Annotated in this window: 17 protein-coding genes; 7 read left to right on the top strand and 10 right to left on the bottom strand. The window is 57.0% G+C overall.

The window, feature by feature from the left end; all coding sequences use genetic code 11:
* Positions 1-31: 31 nt before the first annotated feature.
* The gene (locus tag K5Y33_RS01040; protein WP_222233093.1) at positions 32-901 is read right to left on the bottom strand and encodes a LysR substrate-binding domain-containing protein; all 870 of its coding nucleotides are present in this window, start codon (positions 899-901) and stop codon (positions 32-34) included.
* Between the two features lie 188 nt (positions 902-1,089).
* On the opposite strand from K5Y33_RS01040, the gene K5Y33_RS01045 reads away from it, so the two are divergent.
* From K5Y33_RS01045 to K5Y33_RS01060, 4 genes are all read left to right on the top strand, one after another.
* Complete coding sequence (locus K5Y33_RS01045; RefSeq protein ID WP_222233094.1) at positions 1,090-1,920, top strand: DUF6024 family protein; 831 nt, start codon at positions 1,090-1,092, stop codon at positions 1,918-1,920.
* 151 nt (positions 1,921-2,071) lie between these two features.
* On the top strand, positions 2,072-2,716 hold the full coding sequence (adk, locus tag K5Y33_RS01050) for an adenylate kinase (protein WP_008103865.1): 645 nt from the start codon (positions 2,072-2,074) through the stop codon (positions 2,714-2,716).
* Positions 2,717-2,837: 121 nt separating this feature from the next.
* A complete protein-coding gene (gene hemH / locus K5Y33_RS01055) occupies positions 2,838-3,797 on the top strand; it encodes a ferrochelatase (protein ID WP_101762393.1) in 960 nt (319 codons plus the stop codon).
* Positions 3,798-3,855: 58 nt separating this feature from the next.
* Positions 3,856-5,157: an inosine/guanosine kinase gene (locus tag K5Y33_RS01060; RefSeq protein ID WP_101762392.1), complete on the top strand. Its 1,302-nt coding sequence runs from the start codon at positions 3,856-3,858 to the stop codon at positions 5,155-5,157.
* A gap of 47 nt (positions 5,158-5,204) precedes the next feature.
* Here the strand turns inward: K5Y33_RS01060 and ybaL are convergent, their stop codons facing one another.
* Positions 5,205-6,893, bottom strand: coding sequence for a YbaL family putative K(+) efflux transporter (gene ybaL, locus K5Y33_RS01065; RefSeq protein ID WP_101762391.1), 1,689 nt, complete (start codon positions 6,891-6,893; stop codon positions 5,205-5,207).
* A gap of 459 nt (positions 6,894-7,352) precedes the next feature.
* Here ybaL and ushA point away from each other — a divergent pair, with 459 nt between their 5' ends.
* Positions 7,353-9,104, top strand: coding sequence for a bifunctional UDP-sugar hydrolase/5'-nucleotidase UshA (ushA, locus tag K5Y33_RS01070; protein WP_222233095.1), 1,752 nt, complete (start codon positions 7,353-7,355; stop codon positions 9,102-9,104).
* Between the two features lie 50 nt (positions 9,105-9,154).
* Here ushA and K5Y33_RS01075 read toward each other — a convergent pair whose 3' ends face one another.
* Positions 9,155-9,586: a multidrug/biocide efflux PACE transporter gene (locus tag K5Y33_RS01075; RefSeq protein ID WP_192236693.1), complete on the bottom strand. Its 432-nt coding sequence runs from the start codon at positions 9,584-9,586 to the stop codon at positions 9,155-9,157.
* 90 nt (positions 9,587-9,676) lie between these two features.
* Here K5Y33_RS01075 and K5Y33_RS01080 point away from each other — a divergent pair, with 90 nt between their 5' ends.
* Positions 9,677-10,546 carry a LysR family transcriptional regulator gene (locus K5Y33_RS01080; RefSeq protein WP_110865658.1) on the top strand — a complete coding sequence of 290 codons (870 nt, stop codon included), beginning with the start codon at positions 9,677-9,679 and terminating at the stop codon, positions 10,544-10,546.
* Here K5Y33_RS01080 and ybaK read toward each other — a convergent pair.
* The 3 genes from ybaK to copA form a co-directional block, all read right to left on the bottom strand.
* Positions 10,543-11,022: a Cys-tRNA(Pro)/Cys-tRNA(Cys) deacylase YbaK gene (ybaK, locus tag K5Y33_RS01085; RefSeq protein ID WP_137385298.1), complete on the bottom strand. Its 480-nt coding sequence runs from the start codon at positions 11,020-11,022 to the stop codon at positions 10,543-10,545. The two genes, K5Y33_RS01080 and ybaK, sit on opposite strands and share 4 nt — an antisense overlap.
* Positions 11,023-11,283: 261 nt before the next feature.
* Complete coding sequence (locus K5Y33_RS01090) at positions 11,284-12,084, bottom strand: TraB/GumN family protein (protein WP_192414064.1); 801 nt, start codon at positions 12,082-12,084, stop codon at positions 11,284-11,286.
* Positions 12,085-12,152: 68 nt separating this feature from the next.
* Positions 12,153-14,672: a copper-exporting P-type ATPase CopA gene (gene copA, locus K5Y33_RS01095; protein ID WP_222233096.1), complete on the bottom strand. Its 2,520-nt coding sequence runs from the start codon at positions 14,670-14,672 to the stop codon at positions 12,153-12,155.
* A gap of 96 nt (positions 14,673-14,768) precedes the next feature.
* Between copA and cueR the strand changes: the two genes are divergently transcribed.
* Entirely contained in the window at positions 14,769-15,185 is a 417-nt protein-coding gene (cueR, locus tag K5Y33_RS01100) for a Cu(I)-responsive transcriptional regulator (protein WP_222233097.1), read from the top strand.
* Here cueR and K5Y33_RS01105 read toward each other — a convergent pair.
* From K5Y33_RS01105 to K5Y33_RS01120, 4 genes are all read right to left on the bottom strand, one after another.
* Positions 15,161-15,622 carry an NfeD family protein gene (locus K5Y33_RS01105; RefSeq protein ID WP_225614547.1) on the bottom strand — a complete coding sequence of 154 codons (462 nt, stop codon included), beginning with the start codon at positions 15,620-15,622 and terminating at the stop codon, positions 15,161-15,163. The genes cueR and K5Y33_RS01105 overlap by 25 nt on opposite strands.
* Positions 15,619-16,533 carry an SPFH domain-containing protein gene (locus tag K5Y33_RS01110; protein WP_101762383.1) on the bottom strand — a complete coding sequence of 305 codons (915 nt, stop codon included), beginning with the start codon at positions 16,531-16,533 and terminating at the stop codon, positions 15,619-15,621. The genes K5Y33_RS01105 and K5Y33_RS01110 overlap by 4 nt, the downstream gene beginning before the upstream one ends.
* Positions 16,534-16,596: 63 nt before the next feature.
* Positions 16,597-17,451 (bottom strand): co-chaperone YbbN, encoded by an 855-nt coding sequence (locus K5Y33_RS01115; RefSeq protein WP_101762382.1) that lies wholly within the window; start codon positions 17,449-17,451, stop codon positions 16,597-16,599.
* A gap of 79 nt (positions 17,452-17,530) precedes the next feature.
* On the bottom strand, positions 17,531-18,304 hold the full coding sequence (locus K5Y33_RS01120; protein ID WP_222233098.1) for an SDR family oxidoreductase: 774 nt from the start codon (positions 18,302-18,304) through the stop codon (positions 17,531-17,533).
* Positions 18,305-18,335 lie beyond the last annotated feature (31 nt).

The following is an 18,335-nucleotide window of genomic DNA, read 5'->3' on the forward strand; positions in this document are numbered from 1 at the left end:
CATTCATGGCGACCTTTTTTTATATCTGCTGTTAAATCTGCGCCTGATCCCGCAACCAATCGCGAAACAACGTAATCTCCGCATCGTGCTGACGCGAAGTCTTGGTCATCATCAACGTGGCGCGATCGACGCGCACAAAGCCCAGCGGTGCGATCAAGGTGCCGTCACTCAACTCCTGACGCACCAGCAAGCGTGGCGCCATAATCACACCCAATCTGTTTCTCGCCGCCTGAATGGCTAACGTCAAATTATCGAAATGCTTGCCGATCCAGTAATTGCCGCGTACGCCGCTGGTTTTCGCCCATTCGGCCCACGCATGCAGCCGCGTATCGGCGTGCAGCAGCGGCAACGAGGCGAGATCTTGCTCGCTTTGAAAGCGGGCGGCAAACTGCGGGGCGCACAGTGGGCCGATGTAATCATCGCTGATCAAGGTGGCATCAATATCGTCTTCTGGCGACTGCTCGGCGCTGAGAATCAGCACATCGGTATGCTCGCTGCGCAGCTGGTCAATCTCTACCAGAGGCTGAAACTGCACTTCAATATCGGGATAGCGCTGATAGAAGCTGGCGATGCGCGGAATCAGCCATTGCGAGAGAAAGCTGGGCGCGCAGGAGACGCTGATATGATGGCGCATGCCGGTACGGATGCTTTCGCAGGTGGTGGAGAGCTCGCTAAAGGCTTTCTGACAACTCACCAGCAAACGTTCACCGTGTGAGGTTAATTTGACGCGTCCATTGGTACGCACAAACAGCGGCTTCCCCATCCAGCTCTCCAGCTGTCGAACCTGATGGCTAATGGCGCTATGGGTGACATGCAGACGTTCGGCCGCTACGCTAAAACTGCTGAACAGTGCCGCCTGGTGGAAATAGTGCAGTGCACGTAACGAAGGAAGCACGGTCATACTCGTCCCCTGTGTAAAAACCTAACAGGGATTGTCAGTTTATATCATTTTAATGTCCAGCCGCATTGGCCTAACCTTTCCCCCAGATTCTGGCAGGTTGACGGCTACGGCTCTCTGTGTTTTACGCCGACTATCACCGCAGGTTTCACCTCCCACACACAGCATAATAACCAGAGACATACCACGCGATGGCTCCACAACTTGCTTCTGCCAGGGCGGCGGCGGCGCGCGATAAGCTTCGCGGCTCGCTTTCCCGTTATTACCGGCTTGAAAATTTCGATCTCTTCTTCGCTCCCTCTTTGCATATCTCGCGAGTGCTGCTTTCCCAGCTGTTTCTCCGTCAGGAGCAATCACGTAATCACACGCGCTATGCCTCGCACTATCCGGTTAGCGAACTGAGCGTGCTGCCCACCTTGCCAATGACGGCGGGCAACATTGCGCTGGTGGATCATGTTGATATGCAGCAAGGTCTCGTGCGTGCGTTGAGCGAATGTCAAAGCCACGGCGTCACCGATGCATCGGAGTCGTTTGCCACGCAGCTGCATAAACGGCTGGTGAGCGATGCGCGACTGTTTGTCGCCCGCCTTGATCGCCATGCGGCGTTATGCGGCGATCTGGTGTTAATCGCATTGCGCACCGCCGATTTCAGCACATTGGTGCGCAGCGAGCTGCGGCTGTTTGAGCAAGGATTAGCGCTCGGTGGCGCGCCAGAACAGGCGCTGGCAATGATGAAGGACAGCGAATGGCGTCCGTACAATATTGCGATGGTGGAAAAAATCGCGCTCGACTCGCCATTCATCCTGCACTCCATTCAGCAACCAGGTTTACCCTTTGCGCTTTTTCCGCTGCCGAACGGCCTCAATGCCAGTGAATTGCCGCAGGATATTCAGGTGCTGCCCGAACAGGCGCAATTACGCTTGTGCGCCGACGTGCGCGGCGGGGTCAACAAACAGCTGAACGTCACACCCGCACTGAAAAAACGCCTCAAGGACGTGCTCATGCTTAGCCGTGATTCCTAAAAACGGGCACTCTGCTGGTATTTGCTGACAAAGCAGGTCAAAGTAGACCTTTCGTGGCGAGCGCGCCCGTTTCCTTGTGGTGCGCGGGCCATAATGGTATGTTCTTCGCCTTCTCAGATTGAACAATGCGATTCGCAAGGGGAATTACGCAATGCGTATTATTCTGCTCGGAGCTCCGGGCGCAGGTAAAGGCACTCAGGCTCAATTCATCATGGAGAAATACGGTATTCCGCAAATCTCCACCGGTGACATGTTACGTGCGGCAGTCAAAGCAGGTACGGAACTGGGCCAACAGGCAAAAGCGATCATGGATGCCGGTAAACTGGTGACTGACGAGCTGGTGATTGCGCTGGTTAAAGAGCGTATCGCGCAGGAAGACTGCAAAAACGGTTTCCTGCTCGATGGCTTCCCACGCACTATCCCGCAGGCTGACGCGATGAAAGAAGCGGGCATCAAGGTTGACTACGTGCTGGAGTTCGCTGTACCGGACGAGCTGATTGTGGATCGTATTGTTGGCCGCCGCGTACACACGCCATCGGGCCGCGTTTATCACGTCACTTACAATCCACCGAAAGTGGAAGGTAAAGATGACCTGACCGGCGAAGAGCTGACCACGCGTAAAGATGACCAGGAAGAGACCGTGCGTAAGCGTCTGGTGGAATACCATCAACTGACTGCGCCGCTGATTGCCTACTACGGCAAAGAAGCGCAAGACGGCAACACCGAATATCACAAAATCGACGGCACGCGTCCTGTCGCCGAAGTGAGCACGCAATTGGCCACGATTCTCGGTTAATGCGTTAAGGGGCCGGTTGTCCGGCCCTTTTGCAGCAATTGCTTTCCCCTCCTTCAATTTCCGCTACAATTTCCCCCTGATTTTGCATTCGACCCATTCGTTTCGACATCAAGGAAATACCATGAGGCAAGAAAAGCCCGGGGTTTTGCTGGTTAACTTAGGCACACCAGACGCACCCACAACACCTGCGGTTAAACGCTATCTGAAACAATTCCTCGGCGATCCACGAGTGGTTGATACACCGCGCTTATTGTGGTGGCCGATTCTCAATTTCATCATCGTGCCTTTCCGTTCGCCACGCGTATCGAAACTGTATGCTTCCGTATGGATGGATGAAGGTTCACCGCTGATGGTATTCAGCAAGCGTCAGCGTGAAGCATTGGCGCAGCGCCTCGATATGCCGGTTGAACTGGGTATGAGCTACGGCCAGCCAAGCCTCGACAGCGCGCTGAAACGCTTGCTGGATCAGGGCGTGACCAAACTCATCGTGCTGCCGCTCTATCCGCAGTTCTCCTGCTCAACAGTTGCCGCAGTATGGGACGGCTTAGCCACCAGCTTTAAACCACTGCGCTCGCTGCCGGAAGTGGCGTTTATCCGCGATTACGCGGAGCATCCGGCTTACATCGCCGCGCTGAAAGCCTCGGTTGAGCGCTCGTTTGCGCTGCATGGTGAACCGGATCTGCTGGTGCTGTCCTATCACGGCATTCCGCAGCGTTTCGCCAATGAAGGCGATGATTATCCGCTGCGTTGCAAAGACACCACCGATGCGCTGGCCGCGGCGTTGGGCATTGCGCCGCACAAGATCATGATGACCTTCCAGTCGCGCTTTGGTCGCGAGCCGTGGCTGACGCCGTACACCGATGAAACCATGAAAAGTTTGCCGGCCAAAGGCATCAAGCATGTGCAGGTGATGAGTCCGGGCTTTGCGGCGGATTGCCTTGAAACGCTGGAGGAGATCAGCGGTGAGAACTGCGAGATCTTCCTGCATGCCGGCGGCGAAAAGTTCGAGTACATTCCTGCGCTCAACGCCGATGCGGAGCACATTGAAATGATGGTGCAGCTGGTCAACGCGCGCCGTTAAGGGTGTGGCAGAGAGTGTGATATCATTCTCTGCCTGATTTTCCCTGACGGCACTCTCGATGAAATTTCCCGGCAAACGCAAATCCAAACACTATTTCCCCGTCAACGCGCGCGATCCGCTGCTGCAAGCCACGCAGCAAGAGCAGGAAGAGGGCAGTTGGGTGGTGGGTATCGACCAGACGCTGGTGGATATTGAAGCCAAAGTCGACGACGACTTTCTGCAGCGTTACGGTTTAAGCGCCGGTCACTCGCTGGTGATCGACGATGCTACCGCCGAGGCGCTCTATAACGAACTGATGCGCGAAGCGCTCATCAGCCATCAATTTGCCGGTGGCACCATCGGAAACACCCTGCATAACTACTCGGTGCTGGCGGATGACCGCTCGGTGCTGCTCGGTGTGATGTGCAATAACATTCAGATCGGCGGCTACGCCTATCGCTACCTGTGCAACACCTCCAGCCGCATGGATCTGAACTTCCTGCAGGGCGTTGATGGCGCGATTGGCCGCTGCTTTACGCTGATTGGCGAGCAGGGTGAGCGTACCTTTGCCATCAGTCCCGGCTTGATGAACCAGCTGCAGGCCAATAGCATTCCGGAAGAGGTCATTGCGGGCGCGTCGGCGCTGGTGCTGACTTCCTATCTGGTGCGCTGCCAGCCGGGCGAACCGATGCCGGAAGCCACTTTACGCGCCATCGACTACGCCAAAAAACACAACGTGCCGGTGGTATTGACGCTCGGTACCAAATATGTGATTCAGGATAATCCGCAGTTCTGGCGCGATTTCCTGCGCGATCACGTCTCAATTGTGGCGATGAACGAAGAAGAAGCCTTTGCCTTGACCGGCGAGCAGGATCCGCTGCTGGCGTCGAATATGGCGCTGGATTGGGTAGATTTGGTGCTGTGTACCGCTGGGCCAACCGGTTTGTACATGGCCGGTTTCACTGAAGAAGAGTACAAGCGCAAAACCAACCATCCGCTGCTGCCGGGCGCGCTGGCTGAGTTCAACCAATATGAATTTAGCCGCGCGATGCGCCATAAGGATTGCGATCAGCCGCTGCGCATCTTCTCGCATATCGCGCCATACATGGGCGGCCCAGAGAAGATCATGAACACCAATGGCGCGGGCGATGGTGCGCTGGCGGCACTGCTGCATGACATCACCGCTAACAACTTCCACCGCCAAAAAGTGCCGAACTCCAGCAAACACGGCCGCGCCTACCTGACCTATTCGTCGCTGGCACAGGTGTGTAAATACGCGAACCGGGTAAGTTATCAGGTGCTGAACCAGCATTCACCGCGCCTGACGCGCGGCCTGCCGGAGCGTGAAGACAGCTTAGAAGAGTCATATTGGGACAGATAAAACGCAAGGTCGCCGTTAATGGCGACCTTGCCAAAGACCGCACTCACTTAAATCGGGCACTCACGTACAATCGGGTTCTGCGCAATCTCTTCTTCCAGCACATGCAGCATGCTGTTGGCGATCTCACGCTCTCCCATCACTACGCGATTCGCGCCGCGCTCCATTATATAGGTCACTTCATCGTCATAATGCGCACGGGCAATTATCTCAATGTCCGGACGCTTTTCGCGCGCTGCCGTCACGACTTCACCGGCTTCGTAGCCATTCGGAATGGTCAGCAGCAGCCAGCGGGCACAGTCGAGGCGCGCCAGTTCCATGGTATCCACGCGTGCCGCATTGCCCAGCACCGCTTTGATCCCTTGCTCGCGCAGCGCTTCAACGCGCGGACGGGAGTTCTCCACCACCACCAGCGGCACATCCGCTTCCATCAGCTTTTGCCCCAGCAGGCTGCCGACGCGGCCATAACCTACTAAAACTGCGTGATTGCAGATATCCACCGGAATCTGCTTCTCTTCTTCGATCGCTTCTTCCAGCGTCTGTTCTTCGATGGTCTCGGTTTTGTCGAGGTAGCGTTCCAGCACGCTAAACAGAATCGGGTTAAGCATGATGGAGAGAATCGCCGCCGCCAGCACCAGATTGCGGCCTTCCTCGCTCAGCATGCCGAGCGAGATGCCGAGGCCGGCGAGAATAAAGGCGAATTCACCAATCTGCGCCAGGCTCACCGAAATGGTCATCGCGGTGCGACGTGAATGACCCAGCAGCGTTACCAGCAGCCAGGCAGCAATAGATTTACCCAGCACGATAATCGCCAGCGCGCCAAGCACCGCCAGCGGTTGCTCAATCAGGATCATCGGGTCAAACAGCATGCCGACGGACACAAAGAACAGGACGGCGAACGCATCACGCAGCGGCAAGGTATCGTGCGCCGCGCGGTGGCTAAGTTCAGATTCGTTCAGCACCATGCCGGCAAAGAAGGCGCCGAGGGCGAAGGAGACATCAAAGAATTCGACGGCGCCAAAGGCGATACCGAGCGCCAGCGCTAACACCGCAAGGGTAAACAGCTCACGCGAGCCGGTCGCGGCACTTTTTGCCAGAATCCACGGCACCACGCGACGGCCAACCACCATCATCAGCACCATAAAGGCGACGACTTTACCGATGGTCAGCAGCAGATCCCACAACAGCAGCGTTGGGCTGGCGTTGCCCTGTTCCAGCATGCCGGCGATGGCTGGCAGCAGCACCAGCGTCAGCACCATCACCAAATCTTCCACGATCAACCAGCCAATGGCGATTTGCCCGCGCTGGCTATCAATCAGCTGACGCTCTTCCAGCGCGCGCAGTAGCACCACGGTGCTGGCGGTGGAAAGACACAACCCAAATACCAAACCGGTCATCCACGACCAGCCCATTGTCCATGAAAGTCCCATTCCCAGCAGCGTCGCCACGGCGATTTGCGCGATGGCGCCAGGAATGGCGATGGACTTTACCGACATCAAATCCTTCAGCGAGAAGTGCAAACCGACGCCGAACATCAGCAGAATAACGCCGAGTTCAGCCAGTTCAGGGGCAAGGTTGGTATCCGCGACAAAGCCTGGCGTGAAAGGGCCGGCCAGGACGCCAGCCAGAAGATAACCGACTAACGGTGAGATGCGCAGGCGGTTTGCCAGCATACCAAGGAGAAATGCGAGGACCAGTCCCCCGACAATGGTAGTGATCAACGGTGTGGTGTGATGCATGCCTGTCTCCTTGTGTGCAAATGTATCCGCTTGTAACAACCTAGTGTAATGCACAATCACTCACCGCGTTTAAACATTTGAGCGGTTAAAGCCCACTAAATTGAAAAAATGAGACTAAAACGCAGCTGAAGCTCCATTTTCGTCAGTTATCTCACGATATCGGCTGGAAATACGCAGAATGAAGGGTGGCGCGGAAAAAATAGTTGCAGGGGGAAATTGGCTTCGCAGCAGGGGTTGTTACGGTTAAAGCGGTCCTAAGTCGATAAAGTCACCGCCAGGTGTAGAATTGGGTTGTCAGTCCCAGCTTGAAGCGAATTTAAAAACGCTGGTCGTCACGCTGTGCCATGATGCAATGCGTGTTTCATCTTGAGTTAGCCAGCCATCTGTGCGACACAGAAGGGCGATAACGCACATTAAGTCCACCGCTAAGTGGAAAAACGCAGAATAAGGAGATCGACTTTGTTTTTATCACCGCGAAAAGGGCGCTGGCTGGCGCTGACAGTGTTACTGCTGCCGATGCTGGCGCAGGCGTGGCAAACGGATCGCAGTTATCGTTTCAGCATTCTGCACACCAACGATCATCACGGTCGTTACTGGCCGAACGCACAGGGCGAATATGGCCTTGCGGCACAGAAAACGCTGATGGATCAACAGCGCTACGATGTGCAGGCCAAAGGTGGCGGCGCGCTGATCCTGTCGGCGGGCGATGTGAACACCGGCGTGCCAGAGTCAGACATGCTGGATGCTGAACCCGATATTCGCGGCATGAACCTGGTGGGCTATGACGCCATGGCGTTGGGCAACCACGAATTCGACAAACCGCTTAGCGTGCTACAACAGCAGCAGAAGTGGGCCAAATTTCCGTTCCTTTCGGCCAACATCTATCAAAAAGGCACCGACACGCGCTTATTTAAGCCGTGGGCAACCTTTAACCGCATGGGGCTGAAGATTGCGGTGATCGGCCTGACCACCACCGACACGCTGCGCATCGCCAATCCGGAAAACATTGCGACGATTGATATTCGCGATCCGGTGAAAGAGACCGAAAAAGCGGTGGCGGAACTACGCGCCAGCGAAAAGCCTGATGTCATCATCGCGCTGACACACATGGGCCACTACGACGACGGTCAGCACGGCAGCAATGCGCCGGGTGACGTGGAGCTGGCGCGCAGCCTGCCACCGGGCACCATTAACGTGATCATTGGCGGCCATTCGCAGGATGCGGTGTGCATGGAGAAAGAGAACGTCAGCGTAAAAGATTATCAGCCAGGCCAGCCCTGCCAGCCGGATCGGCAAAACGGCGTGTGGATCATGCAGGCAAAAGAGTGGGGCAAATTTGTTGGGCGCGGCGACTTCACCTTCCGCAATGGCGAGCTGACGCTGGAGAATTACCAGCTGATCCCGGTCAACCTCAAGCATAAAGTAAAGAATCTTGATGGCAGCGAATCCTGGCTCACCTGGCAGGAAGAGATCCCGAAAAACAGCGCGATGATGAAGCTGTTAACGCCGTATCAACTGCGTGCTGGCAAGAAACTGGATGTCAACGTCGGCAGCAGCGACGGCGTGTTTGTCGGTGAGCGCGACAAGGTACGCTTTGAGCAGACCAATCTTGGGCAGCTAATTTTGCGCGCCCAAATGGCGGCGACCAAAGCGGACTTTGCGGTGATGAGCGGCGGTGGCATTCGCACTTCGCTGGCGCCAGGCAATCTCAGCTGGCGCGATTTGTTGCAGGTGCAGCCGTTTGGCAATCAGGTGGTGTCGGCGACGCTGAAGGGTAATGAAGTGATGAATTATCTGGCGACGGTTGCCAATATTAAAGTGGACTCCGGCGGCTTCGCTCAGTTCAGCAACATCAGCCTAGTGGCTGATGGTAAAGGCGTCAGCGACGTGAAGATTAATGGCGAACCGCTGCAAAAGGATAAAACCTACCGCATGGCGACTAACAGCTTTAACGCCAGCGGCGGCGATGGTTATCCGAACATTGAAACCCATGCTGGCTTCAGCAACAGCGGGCAGCGCGATGCGGATGTGCTGCGTGATTATGTCAGCCAGCATTCACCGCTGAAGGTAGCGGATTATCAACCTGGCGGGATTGTGCATCTGACGGCAGCACAAATTGAAGAGCGCAACAAAGCGCTGGAGAAGCAACGCAAACCAAGCTACCCGCAAATGATTCTGGCGTGGATCTGGCCGCGCGCTGCACAACATTGAACTCTGCGCTCGTAGGTCGCCATTTATGGCGACCACTTTTTATATGCACATCAGGCCCGACACGATTTCTGCGTCACCCAACGGTGGCGCAACTTATCCCACATCCAGTTGTAAACCATGGTATAGGGCAGGAAGAACAGGAAGAACGCCACTTCCAGCACAAAGGCTTCCAGTAGCGAAATATTCAGCATCCAGGCGGCAATCGGCAAGCCAATCAGGATAAAACCGCCTTCAAAGCCTAGCGCATGCATGGCGCGTAAACCGAATCCGCGTTTCACCTGTGGCGGCCAGATGCGGTCAAAGCCGGTGTTATAGATCATGTTCCACAGCATGGCGACGGTTGACAGCATAATTGCCAGCGCGCCCATCTGAAACAGCGGTTTCTCCATGATCCAGGCAGCCAGCGGCGCAACAGTGATAAGTGCTAACCCTTCAAAGCCTGCGGCATGACAAAAACGTTCTTTCAGCGAACGGGTACGCATATAAACCTCCTTATTGGTGATAACCCCTATTTTCGCACTGGGTGATGCTAAGATAAAATGATCACCTATCGATAAAAGCGATGGTTCAACATGAAATATTCCCCGGAATCCCTTGAGGCGTTTGTGCAAACCGTGGCCAGCGGATCCTTTTCGGCGGCGGCGCGCGCGTTGTCTAAAAGCCAGTCCACCATCAGTAACGCGATCGCTAATCTGGAAGACGATCTGGGTTTCACGCTGTTTGATCGCAGCGGACGTAATCCGATATTGACCGAGCATGGCCAGCGCGCGTTTGCGCAGGTGCAGCAGATTCTGGCCGCCAGCCAGCGGCTGGATGAGCTGGCAGTGCGCTTGTCGCAGGGCGTAGAACCGCGCCTTAGCCTGGCGATCTCCGATTTTTGGCAAGCGGATCACCATGAAAATCTGCTTAACCGGTTTGAGGTGCGTTATCCAGATATCGATTTTGAGTGCATGATCGCCGAGGATGCTGATGCATTAGATTTGATACAAGCCGGGCGCGTGCACCTTGGCGTGGTGCGGGCGCAGCCACAATTGCCACCGGATTTGGCGGTGGCACGCTTGCAAGTGGGGGCGCAGATGGCGATTTACCTTCATCAGGATCATGCGCTGTCGCAGGCTCAGCAGGTGAGTGAAGGGCAGTTAGGTGAGTTGCGGCATCTGCGACTCAATACCTGGGTACAAAATCGCGATCCCTTGCCCGCCGGACGCGTGTGGTCGGCGCCATCTTATTTATTGCTGTTAGAGATGGCGGAGCAGGGTTTTGGCTGGAGTATATTACCGCGCTGGCTGGTGGAGCAGTTTGGTCATCAGGTGCTGAAGGAGTTGCCGGTGCCGGGCTGGCCGCAGCATATCGCGGTTGATGTGGTGTGGTCGCGGCGTAATCCGCCGGGACCGGCCGGGCGCTGGATGATCGATCAACTCTGCGCCCAGCAGCCCGACTAATCGCGCCGTGCGACGTCGGCCAGCGGCGCATCCAGCAGGCGAGACAAATCTTGCGCGGCCAGCTCGATATCCAGCCCGCGTTTGCCGCCGGAGATAAAAATGGTGGCAAACTCCGCTGCCTGCCGATCAATTACCGTCGGCAGACGTTTTTTCTGTCCCAGCGGGCTAATGCCGCCTACCAGATAACCGGTCACGCGCTGTGCCAGCTGCGGATCGGCCATATCCGCTTTCTTCGCGCCCAGCGCTTTGGCGACCTTTTTTAGATCCAATTGGGTTGAGACCGGCGTCACCGCAACCGCCAGCGCTTTAGCATCGCCGTTGAGCGATACCAGCAAGGTTTTGAACACCTGGCGCGCATCCAGATTAAGCTTACGCACCGCTTCGTCGCCAAAATTGGTTTCGTGGCTATCGTGGTCGTAGGGATGCAGGGTAAAGGTGACTTTTTGTTTTTCCAGAAGTTTTACCGCGGGCGTCATGATCGGTCCTTGTTAGGAAAATTCTTATTTCAGTTTTGATGGAAAAACAGTGGCGAAATTCTGAACTTTGCGCGAGAATTGGCCCGCGCCAGCAAGAGATTGTTGGTGATAACCAAAATCATAAACAAATTCCTCTTTGACGGGCCAATAGTATTATTGGCCTTCTTTTTTTCTGCCAAACGCACAGTTAATAAAACGCACAAGCCCGTAGCGGCGCGTTTTATCGCGCAATAACTTGCGCCGCTAAGAAATGTGCATAAATCAGCTCTTCAGCAGTCCCGGCAAATTATCATCGCCATACAGATGCAGTGCGCCCACCGCCACCACATAGCGCCCTTTCGGTAACGCCAGCAGCAGCTCGCGCCAGTGCTGGTTGCGGTTGCGCATCAGCGTGTCGTTCAGCTCGCTGCTAAAGGTGGTCGGCAGCGCCACCGGTTGCTGGGTGGGCGGCGCATCCAGCCACCAGCTGATCATGGTTTGCAGCAGGCGCGCGTTGGTGTGCCAGTGTTCCAGCGTATCCAGCAACAGCGGCAAACCATCCTGCGGCAGCGATTTCAGCAGGGCGATCTGCGTTTCCGGACCTTCCAGCTCGATAATGCGTTTGTTGGCCGCTTTGGCCGCCTGCAACAGCTGATAATCGATACCAAACTGCGGACGCAATCCCAGCCGCTGCGCCTGTTGCGCCTGCAACATCAGCGCGATCTGCCAGAACGGCAGCGTATCGAACAGGCTCAGTGACAGCGAAAGCTCATCGCACAAGGCCTGCAAGCGCTGCAGCACGTCGTCGTCGAGTCGCATTGCCAGCGGCGGATGTTCATCATCATTGCTGAACGGCGATTCGCCTTGAGTGATATCGGCTTCGACAATCAGCGCGTCGGCTTTATGCAGCTGGCGCAATAGCCCGGCAGGCAGCGGCTGCATATCGCGCGTGCCCATGTGAATGCTGCCCGCCAAATGCAAACGACGATCGCCCAGCTGAATATCCATGGCCGGCCAGCTGTAACTGGCCGGAAAAAGGGTCGCGATCCGTTGTTGGATGCTGTGCCACAGACCGTGTCTCATTCCCTGTCCTTTTTAAGGCAAAAAACTATGCTAGCGATTTCATCTCATGAAAAACAGGGCTGGAATGGCTATTGCCGTTGCGCGGGCTTGAAGCGCAACAAACGGTTAGCGTTGCTCACCACGGTAATGGATGACAGCGCCATCGCCGCGCCCGCGACAATCGGGCTCAGCAGCATGCCGGTAAACGGATAGAGCACGCCGGCCGCGATGGGGATCCCAAGGCTGTTGTAGATAAAGGCGCCCAACAGATTTTGCCGCATATTGCGCAGCGTAGCGCTGGAGATCGACAGCGCATCGGCGACGCAGTGCAGATCGTTGCGCATCAGCGTCATGGCGGCGGTTTCTACCGCCACATCGCTGCCGCCGCCCATTGCAATGCCGACATCGGCCTGCGCCAGCGCGGGCGCATCATTAATGCCGTCGCCGACCATCACCACTTTGCGGCCTTGCTGCTGTAACTGAGTAATCGCCTGCGCTTTGCCATCCGGCAACACGCCGGCAATCACTTCATCAATACCCGCTTCAGCGGCAATGGCCTGCGCGGTTTTCTGGTGATCGCCGGTCAGCATAATCAGGCGATAACCATGCTGATGCAGACGCTGCAGCGCCGCTTTACTCTCGGGACGCAAGCTGTCACGCAGCGCGATCAATCCCAGCAGCTGCTGATTGTCGGCCAGCAGCACCGGCGTTGCGCCTTGTGCGGCGAAGCGCGCGATATCGTCCTGCGCGGCGCGGTAATCAACCTGCTGCTCATCCAGCAGCGCCTGATTCCCCAGCAGCAGCGTTCTGTCGGCAACTGTAGCGCTGATGCCTTTGCCGCGTATTGTACGAAATTGCTTAACCGCTTCGTTACTCACCGCAGGCGCAGCCTCAAGAATCGCTTTGGCGAGCGGATGGCTGGAGCCTTGCTCCATCTGCGCCGCCGCGCTGAGCACCTGCTCGCGATTCCACTCGCCATACAGCACCACATCGCTGACCTGCGGCGCGCCGCGCGTCAGGGTGCCGGTTTTATCGAACACGATAGTATCGACTTCGCTGGCCCGCTGCAGCGCATCGGCGTCACGCACCAGCACGCCCAACTCTGCGGCGCGCCCGACGCCCGCAATCACTGACATCGGCGTGGCTAAACCCAAAGCGCAAGGGCAGGCGATGATCAGCACCGTAGTGACAATTACCAGCGTGTAAGCCAGTTGCGGCTGCGGACCCGCCAGATACCAAATAACCCCGCTCAGCAGCGCAATCGCCACCACCACCGGCACAAATACGGCGGAGATGCGATCCGCCAGTCGGCCAATATCCGGTTTGCTGCTTTGCGCCTGACGCACCAGATTGATAATGCGCGCCAACGTGGTGTGGCTGCCGATGGCGCGCGCCACAAAGTGCAGCGTGCCGTCTTGTACCAGCGTACCGGCAAAGATTTTATCTCCCGGCTGTTTGGCCTGCGGCACTGCCTCGCCTGTCAGCATCGCTTCATCCAGCCAGGCTTCACCGCTGGCGACGTCACCGTCCACCGGTACGCGATCGCCGGTGACCAGCTTCAGCGTCATGCCGGACTTAACCTCGCTGAGCGGCAGCAGTGTTTCACCCTGATCGCTGATGACCCGCGCTTGCGCCGGGGTTAAATCCAGTAATCGTTCCAGCGCCTGCGAGGCGCGCTGGCGTGCGCGCTGCTCCAGCGCGTGGCCGAGATTGATCAGGCCAACGATCATCACGCTGGCTTCAAAATAGAGATGACGCGCCTGATGCGGGAAGAATTCGGGCCAAAGGGCGACGCTCATCGAATAGAGCCACGCCGCGCCGGTTCCCAGCGCCACCAGCGTGTCCATGGTGGCTGTGCCGTGACGCAAACTGCGCCACGCGCTGCGATAGAAGTGGCCGCCGGCCATCACCATCACCAGCAAGGTAATCACGCCGAGCGTGCGCCACAGCGTTTGGTTATCTGCGCTCAGCATCATGTTGTCGCCGAGCATGCCCCAAATCATCATCGGCACGCCGAGCAGCAACGCCAGCGCCGATTGCCAGCTAAAGCGGCGCATAGCGTGCTGCGCGCTAACCTGCTGGCGTTCGCGGCGGGTTTGTTCATCCTCGATCACTTCGGCGGAATACCCAGCCTGATCGACCGCGCTCACCAGCGCTTCGGCGCTTGCATCACCCATGATCAGCGCGCTGCGCTCACCGAGATTGACGCGTGCCTGGCTGACGCCCGGCACTTTTTGCAGCGCCTGTTCCACGCGGCTTACGCAGCTGGTGCAGCTCATGCCGCCAATCAGTAAATGATGCACAGCAAGCTCAGCTTCAGTGGATTGTGCCGGTTGCGACTCCGTTGTCAGCGCCTCCGGCGGCGGCTCTGTAGCTGTCAACGGATCAGGCTTTGGGCTGGCTGCGTCGTCTTTCAGCACCGCGTGATAACCGGCTTGTTCAACCGTAGCGATCAGATCGCTGGCGCTCGCCGCACCGGTCACGCGCGCTTCTTGCTGCGTGACGTCCGCCTGTTCAACATCGCTGCGCTGCTCAAGCGCTTCTTTGACGCGTTTAACACAGTGGCCACAGGACAAGCCGTCCAGCGCCAGCAGTTGGGTATGTGACATGGTGTACTCCTCAGGCTAATGATTTTGACTGCATGCAAAATTTGCATTAGAACTACAGCCTAAACCTTCCCCTGAATGGAAGGTCAAGGGGGAAAGATGAACATCAGCGATGTGGCAAAAAAAACCGGACTCACCAGCAAAGCGATTCGCTTCTACGAAGAGAAGGGCGTGGTGACGCCGCCGTCGCGCGGTGACAATGGCTATCGCCATTACGCGGCGCATCATATTGATGAGCTGAATCTGCTGCGCCAGGCGCGTCAGGTGGGTTTTACGCTGGAAGAGTGCCGTGAACTGGTGACGCTGTTCAACGATCCCGCGCGCCACAGCGCCGATGTTAAAGCGCGCACTTTGCAGAAAGCCGACGAGATTGCTGCGCACATCGAAGAGTTACATGGAATGCGTGCGCGCTTGCTGGAACTGGCGGAGGCTTGCCCCGGCGATGACAGCGCAGAGTGCCCGATCATCAATCATCTGGCCGGTTGCTGCCATCACGCCGATGGAAAGCGCGGCTGAATCATCAGCGTAATGCCGACCACGCCAGTGACAATCACCGGCGTGCCCGCCGGCAGGTCGCTGTCCGCCTGCACGCGCCAGCTGCTGTCGCCAATGCGTACGTGTCCAAGGCCGTTTTTCAGCGCATTATCCAGCGTCAGCTGCATGCCCATTAACTGGTTGCCGCGCTGGTTAAGCGTGTTAGCGACCTGCGACGATTCGCGATAGCGCATCCAGCGATGCCAGAAGAACGCGCTCAGCAGCGTCATCACCGCAAACACAATGCCCTGGTTGGTCCATGAGATGGGAAACAGCCACTCAATCAGCGCCACCGCGACGGCGGCTAAGCCACTCCACAGCAGATAACCGCTGGTGCCGAGCATTTCGGCGGCTAACAGCAGGCCGCCCAGCGTCAGCCAGAACCAGTGTGGATGCGCAATCAGCTCCATCAGGATCATGGTCTGCGCTCCGTCCGGTTCTCCTTCAGCAACTCACTGATACCGGCAATTGAACCGAGCAGGCTGCTGGCGTCCAGCGGCATCATCACCACTTTGCTGTTGTTGGCTTCGCCGATTTTTTGCAGCGCGTCGGTGTATTTCTGCGCCACAAAGTAGTTCACCGCCTGAATATCACCGGCGGCTATCGCCTCGGAGACCATGCGCGTCGCCGTGGCTTCCGCTTCCGCCTGACGCTCGCGCGCTTCAGCTTGCAGGAAGGCCGAGGTGCGTTCGCCTTCTGCTTTGAGGATCTGCGACTGCTTGTCCCCTTCGGCGCGCAAAATCGCCGCCTGACGTACGCCTTCGGCGGCAAGGATATCGGCGCGTTTGGTACGTTCCGCCTTCATCTGCGCGTTCATCGCGGCGATCAATTCCTGCGGCGGGCGCACGTCACGAATTTCGATACGGGTAATTTTCACGCCCCACGGATTGGTGGCTTCATCAACGATATGCAGCAGACGCGTGTTGATGTTGTCGCGCTGCGACAGCATCTCATCCAGCTCCATGCTGCCGAGCACGGTGCGGATATTGGTCATGGTCAGATTCAGGATCGACAGTTCAAGATTGCTGACTTCGTAGGCGGCGCGCGCCGGATCGACAACCTGAATAAAGCAGACTGCATCAATGGTGACGTTGGCGTTGTCTTTAGAGATGATTTCCTGCGAAGGGATATCGAGCACCTGTTCCATCATATTGATTTTGCGACCAATACGATCCATGAACGGCACAAGCAAATTGAGGCCGGGCGCCAGGGTTTTGGTGTAGCGGCCAAAGCGCTCTACCGTCCACTGGTAACCTTGTGGAACAATTTTTACACCGGCCCACACGGTAACGAGTGCGAGCACAATGATGACGGGAATGACCGTTAACATATAACCTCCTGGCTGTCAGATTGTCGGGCCGAGTCGTTCGGCCCGTTTAACGCGCGGTACCGATCAGTACAGCAGCGAGTAAAGCTGGCGGCGATAGCGCGTGGCGAGGGTGTCGCCGGTGCCGAGTGCGGCCAAAATTTCCTGGAACATTTTACGCACCTGGCCGTCACCGACGCTGAGATCGCTTTTCAGGAAGCTGAATAACAACTCCAGCGCTTCCTCGTTGCGGCCAACCTGATGCAGCTGTAACGACAGTTTAGCAGCCAGTTCGGCATTGGTCGGATCGCTGGCTAACTGCTCCTGCAACAGCTGAATTTCTGGCGTATCGGCGGCCTGCTTTAACAGGTCGATTTGCGAAATCAGGCTCTGATAGCGCGTGTCCTGATCCTGCAGCGGCACCGCATCCAGCACGGTTTCTGCTTCGTCGCTGCGGTTCAGGGTGATCAACACTTCTGCCAGCAGGAAGCCAATTTCGCTGTTTTTGTTGCTCAGCTGCCAGGCGTCTTTCAGCAGCGGCAGCGCTTCCAGCGGTTTGCCTTCGTGCATCAATTGCATCGCCTGCTGCGCTTTAACTTCTTCTTCACGCGGCAACACTTTTTGCAGCAGAGCGCGAATTGCCTCTTCCGGCTGCGGTCCCTGGAAGCCGTCAACCGGCTGACCGTTCTGGAACAGATAAACGGTTGGGATCGAGCGCAGGCCAAACTGCGATGCCACCATCTGCTCTTTATCGCAATCCAGCTTCGCCAAAATAAACTGACCCGCATACTCCTGCGCCAGGCGATCCAGCACCGGCGTCAGTTCCAGACAGTGCTGACTGCGTTCGGACCAGAAATAAAACAGCACCGGCAGCTGCATCGACTGTTCTAAGGTCTGCTGCAGGTTGGATTCGTTGATGTCGATAATCAAAGCGTGTGACATGAATACGTCTCTTGTCAGAAAGTGTGTTGAGGATATGGGGGCAAGCTGCCCCGGTTCAAGTTTGATTCTGCGTTGCAGCTTAGTTGCTGCGCAAAATGCGATCCAGTATCCAACCTGGCAGCAGGCGTTTCAGCAGGCTCATCGCCCAGGCCACCAGCGTTACCGGATAGCGCAGGCGCGGATGTTTGCTCTCTAACGCGTGGCGCAGCTTCGGCAAAATCGCTTCCGGCGGCAGCGTGAAACGCGCGGCGATGCCCGGATTTTGTACCGGTTTATCCTGCTGGCCCTGATGCACGTTATCGGTGAAACGCGTGCTTATCGGGCCCGGTTCAATCAGGCTAACGCGCACGCCAGAGTCGCGCACTTCAAGACGCAGCGCATCGCTCCAGGCTTCCAGCGCCCATTTGCTGGCGGCATAGGCACCGCGCCCCGGCGTCGAGATCAGTCCCAGCACCGAGCTGGTATTGACGATGCGTCCGTTGCCGCTGGCTTGCAGCGCGGGCAGCAGGCGCATGGTCAGTTGATGAGTGCCAAACAGGTTGGTGGAAAATTGCTTCTCTAATTGCTGACGCGAAACGCTGCTGAGCGGCCCATATTGACCAAAACCGCCGTTGTTAAACAGCGCGTGCAGGCGATGATCGGTGAGTTCCAGCACGCGATCGGCGGCGGCATCGACGCTGGCGGCATCATCGAGATCGAGCTGCACGCCAATAAATCCTAATGCTTCCATGCGCGCCACATCGTCGGCGCGGCGACAGGCGGCCAGCACGCGATAGCCGCGCGATAAAAGGTCATTTGCGGTGACCAAACCAATGCCGCTCGAGCAGCCGGTGATGAGAATTGTTTTTTGCATTTCTTTACCCGTTAAAAATCACACGCCTGCA

The organism is Pantoea sp. DY-17 (assembly GCF_019795975.1).
Taxonomy (GTDB): domain Bacteria; phylum Pseudomonadota; class Gammaproteobacteria; order Enterobacterales; family Enterobacteriaceae; genus Pantoea; species Pantoea leporis.

Coding starts and splice junctions, on each gene's coding strand:
- K5Y33_RS01075 (WP_192236693.1), bottom strand. CDS start 9,586: ATGCGTACCCGTTCGCTGAAAGAACGTTTTTGTCATGCCGCAGGCTTT.
- K5Y33_RS01045 (WP_222233094.1), top strand. CDS start 1,090: ATGGCTCCACAACTTGCTTCTGCCAGGGCGGCGGCGGCGCGCGATAAG.
- copA (WP_222233096.1), bottom strand. CDS start 14,672: ATGTCACATACCCAACTGCTGGCGCTGGACGGCTTGTCCTGTGGCCAC.
- K5Y33_RS01115 (WP_101762382.1), bottom strand. CDS start 17,451: ATGTCACACGCTTTGATTATCGACATCAACGAATCCAACCTGCAGCAG.
- K5Y33_RS01110 (WP_101762383.1), bottom strand. CDS start 16,533: ATGTTAACGGTCATTCCCGTCATCATTGTGCTCGCACTCGTTACCGTG.
- adk (WP_008103865.1), top strand. CDS start 2,072: ATGCGTATTATTCTGCTCGGAGCTCCGGGCGCAGGTAAAGGCACTCAG.
- K5Y33_RS01120 (WP_222233098.1), bottom strand. CDS start 18,304: ATGCAAAAAACAATTCTCATCACCGGCTGCTCGAGCGGCATTGGTTTG.
- hemH (WP_101762393.1), top strand. CDS start 2,838: ATGAGGCAAGAAAAGCCCGGGGTTTTGCTGGTTAACTTAGGCACACCA.
- K5Y33_RS01080 (WP_110865658.1), top strand. CDS start 9,677: ATGAAATATTCCCCGGAATCCCTTGAGGCGTTTGTGCAAACCGTGGCC.
- ybaK (WP_137385298.1), bottom strand. CDS start 11,022: ATGACGCCCGCGGTAAAACTTCTGGAAAAACAAAAAGTCACCTTTACC.
- K5Y33_RS01090 (WP_192414064.1), bottom strand. CDS start 12,084: ATGAGACACGGTCTGTGGCACAGCATCCAACAACGGATCGCGACCCTT.
- K5Y33_RS01105 (WP_225614547.1), bottom strand. CDS start 15,622: ATGATCCTGATGGAGCTGATTGCGCATCCACACTGGTTCTGGCTGACG.
- K5Y33_RS01060 (WP_101762392.1), top strand. CDS start 3,856: ATGAAATTTCCCGGCAAACGCAAATCCAAACACTATTTCCCCGTCAAC.
- cueR (WP_222233097.1), top strand. CDS start 14,769: ATGAACATCAGCGATGTGGCAAAAAAAACCGGACTCACCAGCAAAGCG.
- K5Y33_RS01040 (WP_222233093.1), bottom strand. CDS start 901: ATGACCGTGCTTCCTTCGTTACGTGCACTGCACTATTTCCACCAGGCG.
- ybaL (WP_101762391.1), bottom strand. CDS start 6,893: ATGCATCACACCACACCGTTGATCACTACCATTGTCGGGGGACTGGTC.